This window comes from Actinoplanes sp. G11-F43 (genome assembly GCF_050589265.1).
GTDB lineage: Bacteria > Actinomycetota > Actinomycetes > Mycobacteriales > Micromonosporaceae > Actinoplanes.
In genome coordinates, this window is the sequence record NZ_JBNZCE010000002.1 from 42,151 (window position 1) to 59,090 (window position 16,940).

14 protein-coding genes are annotated in these 16,940 nt (G+C 70.8%); 7 read left to right on the top strand and 7 right to left on the bottom strand.

The features are described from left to right. Nucleotides 1-36: 36 nt before the first annotated feature. On the bottom strand, nt 37-1,446 hold the full coding sequence (locus ACQ0O7_RS01080; RefSeq protein ID WP_430779806.1) for an alpha,alpha-trehalose-phosphate synthase (UDP-forming): 1,410 nt from the start codon (nt 1,444-1,446) through the stop codon (nt 37-39). Between the two features lie 34 nt (nt 1,447-1,480). Then, complete coding sequence (locus ACQ0O7_RS01085; protein WP_430779807.1) at nt 1,481-2,278, bottom strand: DUF308 domain-containing protein; 798 nt, start codon at nt 2,276-2,278, stop codon at nt 1,481-1,483. A 143-nt stretch (nt 2,279-2,421) separates the two neighbouring features. On the opposite strand from ACQ0O7_RS01085, the gene ACQ0O7_RS01090 reads away from it, so the two are divergent. Beyond that, on the top strand, nt 2,422-3,087 hold the full coding sequence (locus ACQ0O7_RS01090) for a lysophospholipid acyltransferase family protein (protein WP_430779808.1): 666 nt from the start codon (nt 2,422-2,424) through the stop codon (nt 3,085-3,087). Nucleotides 3,088-3,092: 5 nt separating this feature from the next. Here the strand turns inward: ACQ0O7_RS01090 and ACQ0O7_RS01095 are convergent, their stop codons facing one another. Beyond that, entirely contained in the window at nt 3,093-3,770 is a 678-nt protein-coding gene (locus ACQ0O7_RS01095; protein WP_373872582.1) for a Crp/Fnr family transcriptional regulator, read from the bottom strand. A 249-nt stretch (nt 3,771-4,019) separates the two neighbouring features. Here ACQ0O7_RS01095 and ACQ0O7_RS01100 point away from each other — a divergent pair, with 249 nt between their 5' ends. Together ACQ0O7_RS01100 and ACQ0O7_RS01105 are read left to right on the top strand one after the other, a co-directional pair. Next, entirely contained in the window at nt 4,020-4,874 is an 855-nt protein-coding gene (locus ACQ0O7_RS01100) for a phosphotransferase enzyme family protein (protein WP_430779809.1), read from the top strand. 22 nt (nt 4,875-4,896) lie between these two features. Next, the gene (locus ACQ0O7_RS01105) at nt 4,897-5,391 is read left to right on the top strand and encodes a polyadenylate-specific 3'-exoribonuclease AS (protein WP_430779810.1); all 495 of its coding nucleotides are present in this window, start codon (nt 4,897-4,899) and stop codon (nt 5,389-5,391) included. A 1,061-nt stretch (nt 5,392-6,452) separates the two neighbouring features. Here ACQ0O7_RS01105 and ACQ0O7_RS01110 read toward each other — a convergent pair. Continuing rightward, on the bottom strand, nt 6,453-8,189 hold the full coding sequence (locus tag ACQ0O7_RS01110; protein ID WP_430779811.1) for a glycoside hydrolase family 3 protein: 1,737 nt from the start codon (nt 8,187-8,189) through the stop codon (nt 6,453-6,455). Between the two features lie 19 nt (nt 8,190-8,208). After that, nucleotides 8,209-9,477 (bottom strand): MFS transporter, encoded by a 1,269-nt coding sequence (locus ACQ0O7_RS01115; protein ID WP_430779812.1) that lies wholly within the window; start codon nt 9,475-9,477, stop codon nt 8,209-8,211. Nucleotides 9,478-9,713: 236 nt separating this feature from the next. Here ACQ0O7_RS01115 and ACQ0O7_RS01120 point away from each other — a divergent pair, with 236 nt between their 5' ends. The 3 genes from ACQ0O7_RS01120 to proC all read left to right on the top strand — a co-directional run bounded on the left by ACQ0O7_RS01120 (nt 9,714) and on the right by proC (nt 14,144). After that, complete coding sequence (locus ACQ0O7_RS01120) at nt 9,714-12,059, top strand: ROK family protein (RefSeq protein WP_430779813.1); 2,346 nt, start codon at nt 9,714-9,716, stop codon at nt 12,057-12,059. Between the two features lie 174 nt (nt 12,060-12,233). Beyond that, entirely contained in the window at nt 12,234-13,262 is a 1,029-nt protein-coding gene (locus ACQ0O7_RS01125) for a 6-phosphofructokinase (RefSeq protein WP_430779814.1), read from the top strand. A 69-nt stretch (nt 13,263-13,331) separates the two neighbouring features. Continuing rightward, nucleotides 13,332-14,144 carry a pyrroline-5-carboxylate reductase gene (proC, locus tag ACQ0O7_RS01130; protein ID WP_430779815.1) on the top strand — a complete coding sequence of 271 codons (813 nt, stop codon included), beginning with the start codon at nt 13,332-13,334 and terminating at the stop codon, nt 14,142-14,144. On the opposite strand, the gene ACQ0O7_RS01135 is transcribed toward proC, so the two are convergent. Together ACQ0O7_RS01135 and ACQ0O7_RS01140 are read right to left on the bottom strand one after the other, a co-directional pair. Continuing rightward, a complete protein-coding gene (locus ACQ0O7_RS01135; RefSeq protein WP_430779816.1) occupies nt 14,141-14,818 on the bottom strand; it encodes a DUF429 domain-containing protein in 678 nt (225 codons plus the stop codon). The two genes, proC and ACQ0O7_RS01135, sit on opposite strands and share 4 nt — an antisense overlap. Next, on the bottom strand, nt 14,818-15,288 hold the full coding sequence (locus ACQ0O7_RS01140; RefSeq protein ID WP_430779817.1) for a glutathione peroxidase: 471 nt from the start codon (nt 15,286-15,288) through the stop codon (nt 14,818-14,820). The genes ACQ0O7_RS01135 and ACQ0O7_RS01140 overlap by 1 nt, the downstream gene beginning before the upstream one ends. 169 nt (nt 15,289-15,457) lie before the next feature. On the opposite strand from ACQ0O7_RS01140, the gene ACQ0O7_RS01145 reads away from it, so the two are divergent. Continuing rightward, the gene (locus ACQ0O7_RS01145; RefSeq protein WP_430779818.1) at nt 15,458-16,915 is read left to right on the top strand and encodes a glycosyl hydrolase family 18 protein; all 1,458 of its coding nucleotides are present in this window, start codon (nt 15,458-15,460) and stop codon (nt 16,913-16,915) included. The last annotated feature ends 25 nt before the right edge of the window (nt 16,916-16,940 follow it).

Below are 16,940 nucleotides of genomic sequence, written 5' to 3' on the forward strand. Positions count from 1 at the left end.
CGCGGCTCGAATCGAGCCGCGGATCACCACCCGGACTCAGGGGAGCGCCCCCGCCAGCCGGCCGGTGTGGTCCAGGGCGGACAGGTAGTCGCGGGCCCAGGCCAGGATGTCGTGCTCGGTGAGGTGCCGGCGCATCGCCGTCATCCGGGCGTGCAGGTCCGCGCCGTCCGCCTCCATCGCCTGCAGCAGGGTGTCCTTGAGGCCGTCGACGTCGTGCGGGTTAACCAGGAAGGCCTGCTCCAGCTCGGCGGCCGACCCGGCGAACTCGCTCAGCACCAGGGCGCCGGCGCAGTCCTCCCGGGCCGCCACGAACTCCTTGGCGACCAGGTTCATCCCGTCCCGCAGCGGGGTCACCACCATCACGTCCGCGGTCTGGTAGAGGGCGGCCAGCTGGGACCGGGCGAACGGCTGGTTGAGGTAGTGGATGGCCGGCTCACCGACCCGGCCGAACTCCCCGTTGATCCGGCCGACCTCGCCCTCGATCCGGTCCTTCAGGTCGCGGTAGCTCTCCACCCGCTCCCGGCTGGGCACCGCCACCTGCACCATCACCGTGTCCCGCACCTTCACGTGGCCGTCCCGCAGCAATTCGCTGTACGCGGTGAGCCGGTGCTCGATGCCCTTGGTGTAGTCCAGCCGGTCGACGCTGAGCAGCACCCGTTTCGGCCGGCCGAGGCTGTGCCGCAGTTGTTCGGCCTGGCTGACCACGTCCGGCCGGGCGGCCAGCGCGCGCATCTCGGCGACGTCGATGGAGACCGGGAACGCGCCGGTCCGCACGGTCCGCCCGTCGACGGTGATGGTGTCGCCGGAGGCTTCGGCGCCGAGCAGTTTCCGGGCGAGCTGGGCGCAGTTGTGGGCGGCCTGCTCACGCTGGAAGCCGATCAGGTCGGCGCCGAGCAGCCCGCGCAGCAGCTCGACCCGGCGCGGCAGTTGCATGTAGAGCTCGGGCGGCGGGAACGGCACGTGCATGAAGAACCCGATCAGCAGGTCCGGCCGCAGCTCGCGGAGCATCCCGGGGACCAGCTGCAGGTGGTAGTCCTGCACCCAGACGGCGGCGCCCGGCTCGGCGACCTCGGCGGCGGCCTCGGCGAACCGCCGGTTGACCGTCCGGTACGTCTCCCACCAGCCCCGGTCGAACGTGGGCTGCTGCACCGCGTCGTGGTAGAGCGGCCACAGCGTCGAGTTGGCGAAGCCCTCGTAGTAGTCGCGCAGCTCGTCCTCGGTCAACGGCACCGGCCGCAGGCGGAGGCTGCCGATGTCCGGCAGGGCGGGCGCCGGGCCCACGTCGCCGGTCCAGCCGACCCAGGTGGCCGGGGTCTGCTCCAGGATCGCGTGCAGGGCGCTGGCCAGGCCTCCTGGGCTGCGGCGCCACTCGCAGGCGCCGTCCGGCGCGGCGCTGTCATCCAGGGGCAGACGGTTGGCTATGACGACGAGCGAACTCTGACGCATCACCGTAGGTTATCGGTCCGCCACCCATGATTGTCTATACGACGGCGCCGTCGTCGAAATCGTCGTCGTCGTCACCGGAGCGCAGCCGCCACACCAGGGTGACGGCGCCGCCGACGATCGCGGCGAAGCCCAGCACGGTCACCGTGAACGAGTCGATCGGGATCAGCTGCGGGAACAGGAAGAGGATGAACCCGACGGCCACGCTGAGCATGCCGGCCACCGCGTACTTCGAGATCTGCGGCAGCGGCGGGGGCGGCGGCGGGACGTATCGCTCGTTCTCCTCCTCGCCGTCCGGCGGCAGCTCGGCGCCGAAGGTGTCGAGTCCGTAGAGGATCGACTGCTCCTCCTTCGGATCGGTGCGCCGCCGGTTGTGCTGCGGCGGCTGATCCTCGGCGGCCGGGCGCGGCTCCTCCCGGGGCGGCGCGTCCTCGGCGGCCGGCCAGGGTGGGCTCTCCGCCTCGACGGTGGTGTGGAAGCCCGCGATGATCCGGGCCCACTCCTCGTCCACCTCGGCCTGTGGCTTCGGGGTGGGCGGCGGTGGCGCCGGGGGAGTGGGCGGGGTGCCGCCGGTCACCTTCTGCAGGTGCTCCTTGGCGGTCTCCAGATGGGTCCGGTCCACGAACAGCCGATCGATCGGCCGTGCGGGCAGAGTGGTGGCACGCAGGATCGGATTGAGATCGGCCGTCGGCTGGAGGTAGGCGGCTATGCCACCGGCCGCCAGCACGTCGAGCAGATGCTCACCGATGCGTGGATCCACATCTCCCGCCGCCGCGAAGTCGGCGGCGTCGAGCCCGTTGTCGCGCCGCCCGCGACGGGCGCCACCCGCTGTCACCGATGCACACCCCCTTGCCGACCGTGCCTTGAATGGTGACACGGCGGGCACCCGTTGCGGGAGTGCGTTGTGCCGTGCCGCCCCTGCTTCGTACGCTTCCTGTCGCCCCGGACGCGCGGAGGCCTGAAGTCGAAAGGACGTCGGTGTTCTACTGGCTGCTGAAGTTGGTGGTCCTCGGGCCGGCCCTGCGTGTGTTCTTCCGTCCCAAGGTGGAGGGGCTGAGAAATGTTCCCCGGTCCGGGCCGGTGATCCTCGCCTGTAACCATCTCTCGTTCTCGGACTCGATCTTCACCCCGCTGATCATGAAGCGAAAGGTGACCTTCGTCGCCAAAGCCGAATACTTCACCGGCAAGGGGATCAAGGGATGGTTCTCCCGGATGTTCTTCACCGGCGCGGGGACCATCCCGGTGGACCGTTCGGGTGGTGAGGCGGCCCAGGCGGCCCTGGAGACGCTGCTGCGCGTCCTCCGGGAGGGGAAGGTGGCCGGCATCTACCCGGAGGGCACCCGGTCGCCTGACGGGCGGCTCTACCGCGGCAAGACCGGGGTGGCCCGGCTGGCCCTGGAGAGCGGCGCCCCGGTGGTGCCGGTGGCCCTGCTGAACACCGACGAGATCCAGCCGACCGGCACGCTGATCCCGGCGGTGAAACGGGTCCGGATCCGGATCGGCGCGCCGCTGGACTTCTCCCGGTACGCCGACCAGCGCGGCGACCGGTTCGTCGAACGGGCGATCACCGACGAGATCATGTACGAGCTGATGGCCCTCTCCGGCCGGGAGTACGTCGACGTCTACGCCTCGACCCGGAAGTAGAGACCTCAGCCCTGCATCCCCGCTCGCCGCCGCAGGGCCTGCACGTCGGTGACCACGATGCGCCGGCCCTCGGTGCGCAGCCAGCCACGGCTGGCGAACGAGCCGATGGCCTGGTTGACGCTCTGCCGGGAGCCGCCGGCCATCTCGGCGAGCTGACTCTGGTTCAGCTCGATGGTGATCATCGGGGCCTGGCTCTCGCCGGAGAGCCGGACCAGGGTCTTGGCCACCCGGCCGGGCAGGTCGAGGAAGACGTGATCGGCGTTCTGCTCGGTGAGCCGGCGGATCAGCCCGCCGACCGAGCGCATCACCGCGTCCAGGATGCGCGGGTTGGAGTGCACCAGCTCCATGAAGGCGACCCGGGACAGCGACAGCGCCTGGGAGTCCTCGATGGCCTCCGCGGAGGCGCTGCGGGTGGAGGCGTCCAGCAGGGACACCTCACCGAGCACGTCGGGCGGCCGGACCACGGTGAGGACCGCGCGCTCGCCGGTCGGCGCGGTCCGGAAGACGGCGACGGCGCCCCGCTTCATGATGATCAGCGAGTCGCCGGGATCGTGCTCGACGAAGAGGATCTGCCCCTTGCGGTAGTGCCGTGGCACTGCGGCGGCGATCACCCGTTGCCGAACCTCGGGCTCCAGCCCGGCGAACATGTCGACCCCGGTTAACGCGTCGCCGGGATCCGGCATGCGATGGTCCACGGCGCTATCCCTCCCCCGGTGGGGACCGCGTCGGACTACGGTCGGCGCCGGCCCCACGACGCGAACGATCACTCTTAGCACGAAGCGTGCCCCGAACGCCATTTCGGAAACGGACATCGAAGCTCACCCCGTACGATCATGTCCCTTCGGTAGCGTTCTGTAAACCGCCTATCTCGTAGAGTGACTGTCGCCCACGCTGTCCGTCGCTTTGGTGGCTTGTGTCGAGATAATCCCGCGGTGCCGGATGACGAGTTTCTTCGATCGATCCTGCGCGACCAGTGGCACCTCGTTCCGTCCGAGATGACCGAACTGCCGGTGGCCCTGATGTCGTGCGGCTGGGACTTCACCGCGGGCGGCGAGCGGTACGTCGCACGGCTCACCGAGGCGACCGACCGCCAGCCGGTCGAGGCCGGTCTCGCCGCGGCCCACCACCTGGGCGGTGCCCGGATCGACGCGGGCACCCCGGTCCGCACCCTCGGCGGGGCGCTCACCGTACTCGTACCGCAAGGGGTCCTGGCCGTTCTGCGCCGTCTCCCCGGCCGCTGTCTGGACGGCCGGGACCCGGTGGACCAGCAGTGGTGGGGCGAGCGGCTGGGGACCGTACACCGGGCTCTGCGGGGTTTCCGGCACACCGGTCTGCGGCCCTGGCAGCTGCCCGACCCGGAGGCCGGCCACCTGGACGCCGAACCCTGGCTGCGCGCCGCGGTCGCCACCGCGGTCACCGCGACCACCCGGCTCACCCTGATCGACCGGCTCACCTACGGGGTGCTGCACGGCGACCCGGGCCCGGCGGTGTTCGCGATGGACCCGGCGACCGGCCGCTCCGGGCTGCTGCACTGCGGGACCAGCCGGACCGGGCCGCTGGTCTACGACCTGGCCGCCGCGGTCGCCTACGCCGGCGGCCCGGACCGGGCGGGCGAGCTGCTGGACGGCTACCTGGCCGCCGGGCCGGTGGGCGCCGACGAGGCCGAGGCCGCGCTGCCCGTCCTGCTGCGGCTGCGCTGGGCGGTGCAGGCCGACCGGGCCGCCCGCTACGACTGCCCGATCGGGCTCGGCATGGCGAGACAGGCCCTGGAGTCCATGCCCGGATGACGATGGGCGAGGATGGACCACGATGGTTTACCGCTATTTCTATGACTGCGAATTCATCGAGGACGGCCGCATCGTCGACCTGGTCTCGATCGGTGTCGTCGACGAGTTCGGCCGCGAGTTCTACGCGGTCAGCACCGAGTTCGACGACTCCCGTGCCGTGCCCTGGGTGCGGCGCAACGTCCTCGACAAGCTGCCCTCCCCGTCGGACAAGTCGTGGCGCAGCCGCGAGCGGATCCGGCAGGACCTCTACGAGTTCCTCACCGAGCCGATCCGCGGGCGCAGCGAGCAGATGGAGCTCTGGGCGTGGTACGCGGCGTACGACCACGTCGCCCTGGCCCAGCTCTGGGGCGCCATGCCGGCGCTGCCCCGGGAGATCCCCCGGTTCACCAAGGATCTCCGCCAGAAGTGGGACGACCTGGGCCGCCCGCACCTGCCGGAGATGGCCGGCCGGCACGACGCCCTGGTCGACGCCCGGCACAACCTGGCCCGCTGGAACACGATGACCGCCAAGGCCTGACCCGGCCCGGCCGCCGCTGCTCGGCGGCCGGTCCGCCGATTTGTCCGCTTGCGACCGGATGTTGGTGCGGCGGGGTGGCCTCGCTGATCCTTTTCGGCCGGGTTACCCCATTTCAATCCGTTTCCGGTACGGATCAGGATCTCCACGACCGCACCACGCCTTTCGATGTCGTCCCCGCGAGATGGGCGTTACCCGAGGCCGGAACGCGGCCGCCGGGCGAATGCGGTGGTCTCTGGGCGGTTCCGCCCACTTCCTGCCGACCTCCACTGCCGGTGACGCCGGCGCCATGCCCGGCCGCGCTCCCCACTCGCCTCTGCCCTGCCGGGCCCGGCCGCCCTGCCGGGCACGGCCGCCCTGCCCTGCCGGGCCCGGCCGCCCTGCCGGGCCGTCCCGGCCGCGTCCCGCGCGAGCCTCTGCCCTGCCGGCCCGCCTGCCCTGCCCTGCCCGTCTGCCCTGCAGGCCCGTCTGCCCTGCCGTGCCCGTCTGTTCTGCCGTGCCCGTCTGTTCTTCCGTGCCCGTCTGTTCTGCCGTGCCCGTCTGTTCTGCCGTGCCCGTCTGTTCTGCCGTGCCGTCCCGGCCACGTTCCTTACCGATTTCCGCCGCCCGCTTTTGTCACTTTTTGCGGCATTGCCCAGGTGGGTGCTGGGGCCGGCTTCGTCGGGGGCGGTGTGAGGCGTGGACATCCGGGTGGGTGTGTGGTTGCGGTCTGGTTGCCATGGCGGAGTGGGTGCTGGTCGGTGCGCTTAGCGCCGCTTGGTGTCTTCGTGGGGTCGGTTAGACCTTGTTTTGCGGGAGACATGTCGCTTTTGCCGTCTATGTCAGGCGGGTGACTGCAGCTTGTGGCGATCTTGGTGGATTTACCCCCGTTTTCGGTGGTAAATCCACCAAGATCTCTGCTGGGTGGGTCGCTCGTGCGAGTGGTTGACCGCAAGTGATCAGGCGGTCGACAGCAAGGCTCTTTTCGGTGGTAAAACAGCCAAGATCGCAGATTTTGGGCTGTTCGCGCGCGGGCATCACCGCGGGGGACGGCTCTACGGTGGTCAATCCGTTGATGGTGCTCGTCAGTGGCCGTGGCCGTAACTGAAGAGGGGGGTTGCGGTGTCGTTGGGGACGTCTTCTCTTGAGGCTTCCACCTCTTCCATTGATGACGGGAGCTCGAAGGGCAACGTTGCGGTGGATGTGGTGCGGCCGAAGAGGACGTCCAGCAGGGCCTCGTCGCTGGAGCCGAAGCTGCCGGTCAAGGCCGCCTTTCCGGATAGTGGGGTGAGCACGGCCGGGCGGTCCAGCCACACGTCCACGACCGTCGGCAGGGTGGTGGACAACTTCAGGAGGGGAGCCAGTTCGTCGGCTGTCCAGTCCAGGCGGCCGGCGTGGAAGAACGCCTCGAAGCCTTCGCCTCGGGGGTCGAAGGGGGCCGCGCGGCGCACGATCGCCACCTCGGCCTGGGCCGGGTCGTCCACCACCTTCGCGTAGCGGGCGGCCACCGACGGGTCCACCCCGTCCAGGTAGACGGTTGTGCCCTCGGTCAGGGGCAGGGTGTCCCGGGGGTCCAGTACCACGATCGAGCGACGTTGGGCGTCCAGGCCGGCCTCCCGGAATGTGGGCTGGCCGGCGATCCGGGCGGCTGCCGCCGGGTCGACCGTTCGGCGGTCGTCGAATAGGCCGAGGGTGAACTTGTCGCGCAGGATCCGGCGTACCGAGATGTCGATCCGGGCTTCGGTGATGCGGCCGGCGGTGACCAGGTCGATGATCAGTTCCGGGCAGTGTTCGCCGCCCAGTTGGTCGGCGCCGGCGTTCAGGATGCGTTCCACCCGGGTGTGGCGGTCCAAATGTTCGACGCCCCAGGCTCGGGCGGGCATGTCGGTGCCCATGATTTTCGCGTCGGTGACCAGGCCCCAGTCGGTGCAGACCACGCCGTCGAAGCCGTAGCGCCGGCGGAGCAGGCCCTCGATCACGCCGCGGTTGAAGCTGAAGCCGACCTCCTCGTGGCCGGTGCCCACCGGCATCCCGTAGTACGGCATCACCTGCGCGACGCCGGCCTCGAACGCCGCCTCGAACGGCTTCAGGTGGTAGTCCCACATGTTGCCGGGGTAGACCTGTTCGCGGCCGTAGTGGAAGTGCGCGTCCTCGCCGTTCATCTGTGGGCCGGCGCCGGGGAAGTGCTTGACCATCGCGGCCACGCTGTCCGGGCCCAGTGTGTCGCCCTGGAGGCCCAGCACGTACTCCCGGATCATCGCGGACACCATCTCGGCGTCCGAGCCGAGGGTGCCGTTGGTGCGGGCCCAGCGTGGCTCGGTGGCCAGGTCGGCCATCGGATGCAGGGCTACCCTGATGCCGGTGGCCAGGTATTCCTGCCTGACGATGTCGGCGAACGACCGTACGAGCGTGGGGTCTTTGGTCGCCCCCAGCCCGATCGGTTCGGGCCACGCGGAGAATCCGCCGGCCGACGCGGACGCCGCGGGGTTGTCGATCACGCCGTGCCGGGGGTCGGTGGAGACGGTGACCGGGATGCCGTGGCCGATGTCCGCGGCCAGTTCCTGGATCCGGTTGTGCCATTCGGCCAGCCGGGCCGGCGGGACCGGGGCGAAGGTCAGGATGTTCAGGTGGTTGATCAGTCTGCCGGCGATCAACTCCCGGGCGGACGGGATCATGTCGGTGCCGTCGGCGAGGGTGCCGTCCGGGTTCACCCCGATCATGGTGTGGAACATCAGTCCGGCCTTCTCCGCCAGGGTGAGGCGGTTCAGCAGGTCGGTGACGCGCTCCTCGATCGGAAGGGCGGCGTTCTGGTACGGGTTCATCCTGTTCTCCAGGGGATGGTCAGCGGGCGCCGCGGATCATGCGGACCAGCACCGATCCGATGACCGAGACGACGGCGCCGCAGAGGAAGAGCAGGCTGTAGTTGGAGTTGTCGCTGCTGCCGATCGCCAGGATCGGGGCGGCCAGGATCGGGACCAGCGACTGCGGCAGCGCGTTGGCGATGTTGAGCACGCCCATGTCCTTGGCGGCGTCGTCGGGGTCGGGCAGTACGTCGGTGGCGAGCGCCAGGTCGACGGCGAGGTAGACGCCCTGTCCGAGGCCGAACAGCAGGGACGCGGCCAGGAAGACCGGGAAGCTGGCGGCCAGGGAGATCACCACGAGGGCGGCGGCGACCACGAAACCGGCGCCGAGGACGAACGGCTTGCGCCGGGCCAGCCGGTCGGAGAGGGCGCCGCCGGCGGAGGAGCCGACGACCAGGCCCGCGGTGCTGACCAGGGTGGCGATCAGGATGCCGTTGGCGACGTTGTCGGTGGTGTAGCCGAATCGGTCGATCAGCAGGTACGCCTGGTAGGTGGTGACCGTGCAGAGTCCCATCCAGATCAGGAACCGGCTGAGGATGTTCCAGGAGAAGTCCGGGTGCCGTCGCGGGTTGACGTAGAAGGTGTTCAGGAACTCCTTGAACCGGTAGGGCGCGAAGTGGCCCTTCTCAGCCGGCCGGTCCTTGACCACGACCACCAGCACGAGCACGGTGGCGACGCCGATCAGGGCGGGCACCAGGAACATCAGGAGCGTGTTGCCGGCGAGTACGGCGGCCAGCGCGGTGCCGGCCAGGATCGCGGCGGACGTCATCAGGCCGAGGATGCCGCTGACCTTGCCGCGCTGCTGGGCCGGGATCTGGTCGGGCAGCAGTGCGGTCAGGGTGGCCAGGGTGGCGTTCACACCGAGCTGGGCGACGGCCCAGCCGAGGGTGAGGATCGCGATGGTGCCGCCGGTGGCGACGATCAGCAGGCCGGCCAGGCCGAGCAGGATGCCACCGATCAGCCAGGGGCGGCGGCGGCCGAACCGGGAGGTGGTGCGGTCGGACATGGCCCCGAAGAACGGGTTGCCGAGCAGCGCGAGGACGGCGCCGACGGAGAGCACGGTGCCGAGTGCGGCGGCCTTGCCGTCCGGGGCGATCTGGGCGACCCGGATCGACATGGTGACGATGACCGGGGTGAGGATGGTCAGGTAGGCGCCGAACATGGCCAGCGCCATCGCGGCGATCAGCCTGGTGGGTGCGTTCGGCACGTCCGGGATCTTGGCCGGCGGACGGGATTCGACAGTCGTCATCGCACACCTCGAAACAGGAGGGAAACGGGAGGTCACCGGGCCGGCACCGGTGTTTGTTAACGCCTTGTTTCCGAAGGTATCGAGTTGATTAGCGTCGAACCAGATCCTAAAAGGCCTGCTCACGGCTTTGATTCGCCTGTGCTTTGCCTTTCCCGTGCCAGGTTTGGGGGCATTCGCGTGTGACGGCCGTCGCAGTTGCCGGGAAATTATGTCCAGTCGCGGCAAAACTGGTGCTCATGCCGGGTCGACGCGTCCACGTGGTCCGCCGTGACCTGCTCCTCGCCGCGGTCCGGGAAGCCGGCCGCAGCACCCGCGCCGACCTGGTCCGCCGCACCGGCATGGCCCGGATGACCGTCGACGGCCTGGTCACCGAGTTGCTCGGGGCCGGTCTGCTCAGCGAGGACGAGGCGGTCGCCGACGGCGCCCGCGCCGGCCGTCCCGCCCGGTCCCTGACCCTGGGCCCGGCCGCGGGTGGGGTGGTGGGCGCGCTGGTCACCACCGAGGGGGTACGGGTGGCGCTCGCCGACCTCACCGGCGTCATCCGGGCCGAACGCCACCACCCGGACACCGGCCTGGACACCCTGGCCGCCCTGATCGCCGAGTGCGAGGCGCAGACCGGCGGCCGGACCTGGGCCACCGTCGCCGCCTTCGCCAGCCCACCCGACGGCGACCCCGGGACACGTCTGGGCCGCCCGGTCATCGTGCGGACCGTCGCCGAGCTGAGCCTTCTCGGCGAGGTCGGTTATGGAGCCGCGGCCGGGCACACCGACGTCTGCTACCTGCGGGTCGGCACCGGCATCGACTGCGGGCTGCTCCTCGGCGGCGTCCTGCACCACGGGGCGACCGGGGCGGCCGGGCAGATCGGGCACGTGCAGATCGACGAGATCGGGCCGTTCTGCCGGTGCGGGCACCGGGGCTGCCTGGAGACGATCGCCTCGACGCCGGCCATCCTCACCGCGATCACGACACCCTACGGAGCCGCCGCCGGCCCGCCGGCCATCCCCACCGCGGTCGCGACGCCCTCCGGAGCCGCCGGGCCGCCGGGGATCACCGCGGCCCGGGCCGTCGCGCTGGCCCGGCACGACGCCGCCGCCGAGCGGGTCCTCGCCGACGCCGGGCGGATGATCGGCCGGGTGGTAGCCGACCTGGCCAACACGATCAACCCGGGGCTGGTGGTGCTCGACGGGCCGCTGATCGAACCGGACGGGCCGATCGTCGCCGCGGTCCGCGAGTCGGTGCAGCGGTACGCCCAGCCCGAGGTGGCCGCCGCCACCGGGATCGTGGCCGGGACACTGGGGGCGCGGGCCGGGCTGCTGGGCGCGCTGTTCGCCGGGCTGCGGGCCACACCGACCGGGCGGGGTAGCCGTACGCTGGCGCGGTCCGCCCTGACCGCGCCCACCGTCCTCCCGGCGGCCTCCTCTATCGCTGCCGGGCCTTCCGGGGTGGTGCCGCCCGGTGCTCACGAGCGGGCCGTGCGCCGGGAGATCATCGTCGACGCGCTGCGGGGGAGCGGCCCGGCCGCCCGCAGTGACCTGGTGAAATCCACCCGGCTGCCGCGGGCGGCGGTCGCCGATCTGCTCGCCGGCCTGGTCCGGGACGGGGTCGCCGAGCGGTGTGCCCCGGCCGAGATCCGGCCCGGCCGCCCGTCGCCGTACTTCCGCCTGGTCCGTTCCCCGGCCCTGCTGGTGGGCATCGACATCGGTGGGTTCGGCGCCCGGGTGATCGTCGCGGACGGCGCCGGGCAGGTGCGCTACGACGGATTCCTGCCCAGTCCCCTGTCCGGTGACGCCCGGCCGCTGATGCGGGCCGCCGCCGGGTTCGCCCGCGACCTGATGGGGGAGCACGGCGACCGGCCCGGACCGCAGACCCGGGTCGCGGTCAGTGTTCCGGCCCCGGTGCATCCGGTGACCGGCCGGTTCGGGGAGCGCAGTGTTCTCCCGATGTTCTCCGGCTATGCCCCGGGCGACGACGTCGCGGCGGTCCTCGGCCACCCGGTCCGGGTGATCAACAACGGCCATCTGGCGGCGCTGGCCGAGGCCCGCCGGGGTGCCGCCCGGGGCGCCCGCGACGTGCTCTACCTGAGCGCCGACCAGTACGCCGGGGCCGGCCTGATCACCGGCGGCCGGATGCATCCCGGCGCCATCGGGTACGCGGGCGAGGTCGGCCACCTGCACGTCCGCGAGGTCGGCCCGTTCTGCGCCTGCGGCCGCCGGGGCTGTCTGACCCCGTTCCTCTCCCCGGCCCATTTCGCCGCCCTGTCCGACCAGCGCCCGGGGGCCGGCCCGCCCACCGAGGACCACCTGCTCGGCCTGGCCGCGTCGGGGGACCGGCCGGTCCAGCGCGCGCTGCGGGACGCCGGGCGCCTGATCGGGCGGACCGTCACCCCGCTCGTCACGGTGTTCAACCCGGCGGTGGTGGTGGTCGGCGGCCGGTTCACCGAGCCGGGCGTGTTCGTGGTCGACGGCGTCCGCGAGTCGCTGCTGCGGCATTGCTCCCCGGCTGCGGCGGCCGCGATCACCGTGGTCCCGGCCGTTCTGGGGCGGGACGCGGAGGCGCTAGGGGCGATCGAGTCGTTGCTGTGACGTGACCGGCCCGAAATGGTCGGGCCTTAAGGCCCGCCTTCGACCGGCTCAGACACGGCGACTACAGTTCGGGTGCGGCCCGCCCCGGACCCCGGCAACGCTGCCGACCGATGGACGTCCTCGGGGCCTCGACGGGCTATCCGCATCTCGCGACCCGATCCAGGGGGAAGAAAAATGCGTATCGGCGTGCTCACCGGTGGCGGCGACTGCCCCGGTCTCAACGCGGTCATCCGTGCCGTCGTCCGTAAGGGCGTCTCCGCCTACGGCCACGAGTTCGTCGGGTTCCGCGACGGCTGGAAGGGCCCGCTGGAGGGTCTGACCAAGCCGCTCGGCATCGCTGAGGTCCGTGGCATCCTGCCCCGCGGCGGCACCATCCTGGGTTCCTCCCGCACCAACCCGTTCAAGATCGAGAACGGTGTGGAGCGGATCAAGGAGAACCTGGCCGAGATGGGCGTCGACGCGCTCGTCGCCATCGGCGGTGAGGACACCCTCGGCGTCGCCACCAAGCTGCACGACCTGGGCGTCAAGGTCGTCGGCGTGCCGAAGACGATCGACAACGACCTCAACGGCACCGACTACACCTTCGGCTTCGACACCGCGGTCAACATCGCGATGGAGGCCATCGACCGGCTGCACACCACCGCCGAGTCGCACCACCGCACCCTCGTCGTCGAGGTCATGGGCCGGCACGCCGGCTGGATCGCGCTGCACGCCGGTCTCGCCGGTGGCGCCAACGTCATCCTGCTGCCCGAGCGCCAGTTCGACGTCGAGCAGGTCGCGACCTACGTGACCAAGCGCTTCCAGGTCGAGTACGCCCCGATCGTCGTCGTCGCCGAGGGCGCCCAGCCGCTCGACGGCCAGATGGTCCTGCACAACCAGGAGCTGGACAGCTTCGGCCACGTCCGCCTCGGTGGCATCGGCCAGTGGCTGGCCGAGCAGCTGGAGGAGAAGACCGGCAAGGAGGCCCGCACGGTCGTCCTCGGTCACATCCAGCGTGGTGGCACCCCGACCGCGTTCGACCGGGTGCTGTCCACCCGCTTCGGTCTCCAGGCGATCGACGCCGTCCACGAGGGCGACTTCGGCAAGATGGTGGCGCTGCAGGGCACCGACATCAAGCGGATCCCGCTGATCGAGGGCACCGGCGAGCTGAAGACCGTTCCGCTCGAGCGTTACGAAGAGGCCGAGGTCTTCTTCGGTAGCTGATCGTCCGCCGACGGCGCCGGTCCCGCATGATGGGGGCCGGCGCCGTCGTCGTTTCCGAAGGAGTGCGTTTTGTCCGATCACACCGTCGCGGTCCTGGGCACCGGCAGGATGGGCGAGCTCGTCCTGGCCGGTCTGCTGCGCTCCGGCCACCCCACCTCACAGGTGCTGGCCACGGCCCGCCGCCCGGCCCGCGCCGCCGAACTGACCGAGCGGCACGGCGTCGCGGTGGTCACCAACGAGGAGGCGGTCGCCCGCGCCGACATCCTGGCGGTCGGGGTCAAACCCCAGGACGCCGGTACGCTCCTCGACACGGTCGGCTCCGCGGTCACGTCCGGCAAACTGGTGGTGTCGCTCTGCGCCGGCCTGCCCACCTCGTTCTTCGCCGCCCGCCTGCCGGAGGGCACCCCGGTCATCCGGGTGATGACCAACACGCCCGCGCTGGTCGGCCACGCCATGTCGGCGATCTCCCCGGGCGCGCACGCCACCGATGAGCACGTGGCGATCGCCGAGGAGCTGTTCCGGCCGCTGGGCGCCACCATCCGGGTGCCGGAGTACCAGCAGGACGCGGTCACCGCCGTCTCCGGTTCCGGCCCGGCCTACTTCTACCTGATGGTGGAGGCGATGATCGAGGCCGGTGTGCTGCTCGGCCTGCCCCGCGCCACCGCCCACGAGCTGGCCGTGCAGACCGCGGTCGGCTCCACGGTGATGCTCCGCGACTCCGGCGACCACCCGGCGCTGTTGCGCGAGGCGGTCACCTCCCCGGCCGGCACCACCATCGCCGCCCTGCGGGAGCTGGAGAACCATGGTCTCCGGGCGGCTGTGATGGACGCGCTGTCCGCGGCCCGGGACCGGGCTCAGCAGATCGCCGCGCAAGCCTCCTAGTACCAGATGGCTATCCGGCTGCCGTTCTCCTCCTCCGGGGGACTGGGGTGGCTCAGTGCGGTGCCGGTGGCCACCCGATGGGCGGTCCAGGCCACCGCCGCCGCGTCCAGGATGTCGTCGGGCGGCGCCTGACCGGCCGGTCCCAGCCTGTCGGGCAGCACGATGCCGTTGCGGGCGAGCAGCTCGCGGCGGCGCGTCTGGCCACTCCACGTCTTCTTGGCCCAGGGCAGCGGCTCGCCGGCCATCGTACGGAAAGAGACCTCGGGGTGTGCCTCGAAGAGCAGGCCGGGGTGCCGTTCCCAGATCGCGTTGGCCTCCAGCAGCTTCGGGCGCAGCGCCCATGACTGGCGGCTGAGCCCGGCGCCGGTGAGCTCGCGGCAGAGCCGGTTGGCGGAGGCGAAATCGGTCTCCTGCCAGACCGGCCGGGGCGGCACCCGGAAGACGCTGCCGCGGCGGGGCCCGAGCTGGTCGGCGGCCAGGGTGTCGGCGGCACGCCAGCGGTCCGGGAACATGCCGAGTGGGATGTCGACGCCGATGACGGCGGCGCCCGAGCTGCCCGCGACGATCTCGTAGAGGGTGGCGGCGAGGACGGCCCGCCCGAAGACGCCGTCGCGGAGTTCGACGCCGACCCAGCCGAGCGCGTACGCGTCGACGCCGATGACGTGGATGGCCATCAGTGCGGCAGCAGCTTCTCGATCGTCGCGATCAGTTCGCTGTCGTCGGGCGCGGTGCCCGGGGCGAACCGGGCGGCGACCGTGCCGTCCGGGGCGACCACGAACTTCTCGAAGTTCCACTGGATGTCGTCGCCGGCCCCGACCAGCTCGCGGTAGAGGGGGTGCCGGCCGGGCCCGTTGACCTCGACCTTCTCGGTCACGGGGAAGGTGACCCCGTAGTTGGTGCGGCAGAACTCCTGGATCTCGTCGGCGGTCCCGGGCTCCTGCCCGCCGAACTGGTCGCAGGGGACTCCGACCACGGCGAACCCGCGATCGCGGTAGCGCTCCCAGAGATTCTGCAGCTCGGCGTACTGCGGGGTCAGGCCGCAGCGCGAGGCCACATTGACCACCAGCACGACCGATCCGCGGTAACGGTCCAATTCGGTCGCGCCACCGGTGAGGGCGCCAATGCTGACGTCGAAGATGGTCATGACGGAAGACTACTGGTTGTGTCCGCTCGCTTGCACCCTGTCGAGGCTGGAAGGTCATTGTTAAACAAACCTTAAAGGCGTTCACCTCCCTTGACTGTTGTTAATCGATGTGACTACGGTCTCTGCAACCCCCTCTGGAAAGTTTCCTAACTGTTGAGGAGACATCCCCGTGCAGAAAACCGCCGGCCGGGCGATCTTCGTCGGCGCCGTCATGATCGCGGGCGGCCTCGCCGTCCCGGGCATGCCGGCGTCGGCAGCCGCCGCCTGTGCCCCCGCATGGAGCAGCACCGCCGTCTACGTCAAGGACAACGTCGCCTCGCAGAACGGCCACAACTACACCGCCAAGTGGTGGACCCAGAACGAGTCGCCGGCCACCAACAGCAGCCAGTGGGCGGTCTGGGTGGACAACGGAGTCTGCGGTGGCACCACGCCCCCCACGACCCCACCGACCACGCCGCCGACCACCCCTCCGACGACGCCGCCCACCACCCCGCCGACCACGCCGCCCACCTCGGGTGACAAGTGGGTCGTCGGCTACTTCGCCGAGTGGGGCGTCTACCAGCGCAACTACCACGCGAAGAACATCGACACCTCCGGCTCGGCGTCCAAGCTGACCCACATCCTGTACGCGTTCGCCAACACCACCGGCGGCCGCTGCAGCATCGGTGACTCCTACGCCGACTACGAGAAGGCGTACACCGCGGCGGAGAGCGTCGACGGCGTCGCGGACACCTGGGACCAGCCGCTGCGTGGCTCGTTCAACCAGCTCCGCAAGCTGAAGAAGAAGTACCCGCACCTCAAGGTGATCTACTCGGTCGGTGGCTGGACCTGGTCCGGCGGCTTCACCCAGGCCGCGCAGAACCCGGCCGCGTTCGCCGAGAGCTGCTACAACCTGGTCGAGGACCCGCGCTGGGCGGACGTCTTCGACGGCATCGACATCGACTGGGAGTACCCGAACGCCTGCGGCCTCACCTGCGACAGCAGCGGCCCGGCCGCGTACGCCAACGTCATCTCGGCGCTGCGCACCAAGTTCGGCAACAACAACCTGATCACCTCGGCGATCACCGCCGACGGCAGCAACGGCGGCAAGATCGACGTGGCCGACTACGCCACCGGCATCGCGAAGCTCGACAAGGTCTTCCCGATGACGTACGACTACTTCGGCGCCTTCGCCCCGCAGGGCCCCACCGCCCCGCACTCGCCGCTCAACTCGTACACGGGCATCCCGCAGGCCGGCTTCAACTCCGACGCCGCCGTGCAGAAGCTCAAGAGCAAGGGCGTCCCGGCCTCCAAGATCCTGCTCGGCATCGGCTTCTACGGCCGCGGCTGGACCGGCGTCTCGCAGGCCGCCCCGGGTGGTTCGGCCAGCGGCGCGGCCACCGGCACCTACGAGCCCGGCATCGAGGACTACAAGGTCCTCAAGACCAAGTGCCCGGCCACCGGTACGGTCGCCGGAACGGCCTACGCCTTCTGCGGCAACAACTGGTGGAGCTACGACACCCCGGCCACCATCGCCGGCAAGATGACGTACGCCAAGAACCAGGGTCTCGGCGGCGCCTTCTTCTGGGAGCTCTCCGGTGACACCACCAACGGCGAGCTGATCACCGCCATCAAGAGCAACCTGTAATCAGCAGTTGAGAACGAGGGGCACC

Excerpts from the sequence above, each read along its gene's own strand:
- ACQ0O7_RS01080 (WP_430779806.1), bottom strand. The coding sequence starts at position 1,446 with ATGCGTCAGAGTTCGCTCGTCGTCATAGCCAACCGTCTGCCCCTGGAT.
- ACQ0O7_RS01095 (WP_373872582.1), bottom strand. The coding sequence starts at position 3,770 with ATGCCGGATCCCGGCGACGCGTTAACCGGGGTCGACATGTTCGCCGGG.
- ACQ0O7_RS01105 (WP_430779810.1), top strand. The coding sequence starts at position 4,897 with ATGGTTTACCGCTATTTCTATGACTGCGAATTCATCGAGGACGGCCGC.
- ACQ0O7_RS01110 (WP_430779811.1), bottom strand. The coding sequence starts at position 8,189 with ATGAACCCGTACCAGAACGCCGCCCTTCCGATCGAGGAGCGCGTCACC.
- ACQ0O7_RS01115 (WP_430779812.1), bottom strand. The coding sequence starts at position 9,477 with ATGACGACTGTCGAATCCCGTCCGCCGGCCAAGATCCCGGACGTGCCG.
- ACQ0O7_RS01120 (WP_430779813.1), top strand. The coding sequence starts at position 9,714 with ATGCCGGGTCGACGCGTCCACGTGGTCCGCCGTGACCTGCTCCTCGCC.
- ACQ0O7_RS01125 (WP_430779814.1), top strand. The coding sequence starts at position 12,234 with ATGCGTATCGGCGTGCTCACCGGTGGCGGCGACTGCCCCGGTCTCAAC.
- ACQ0O7_RS01135 (WP_430779816.1), bottom strand. The coding sequence starts at position 14,818 with ATGGCCATCCACGTCATCGGCGTCGACGCGTACGCGCTCGGCTGGGTC.
- ACQ0O7_RS01140 (WP_430779817.1), bottom strand. The coding sequence starts at position 15,288 with ATGACCATCTTCGACGTCAGCATTGGCGCCCTCACCGGTGGCGCGACC.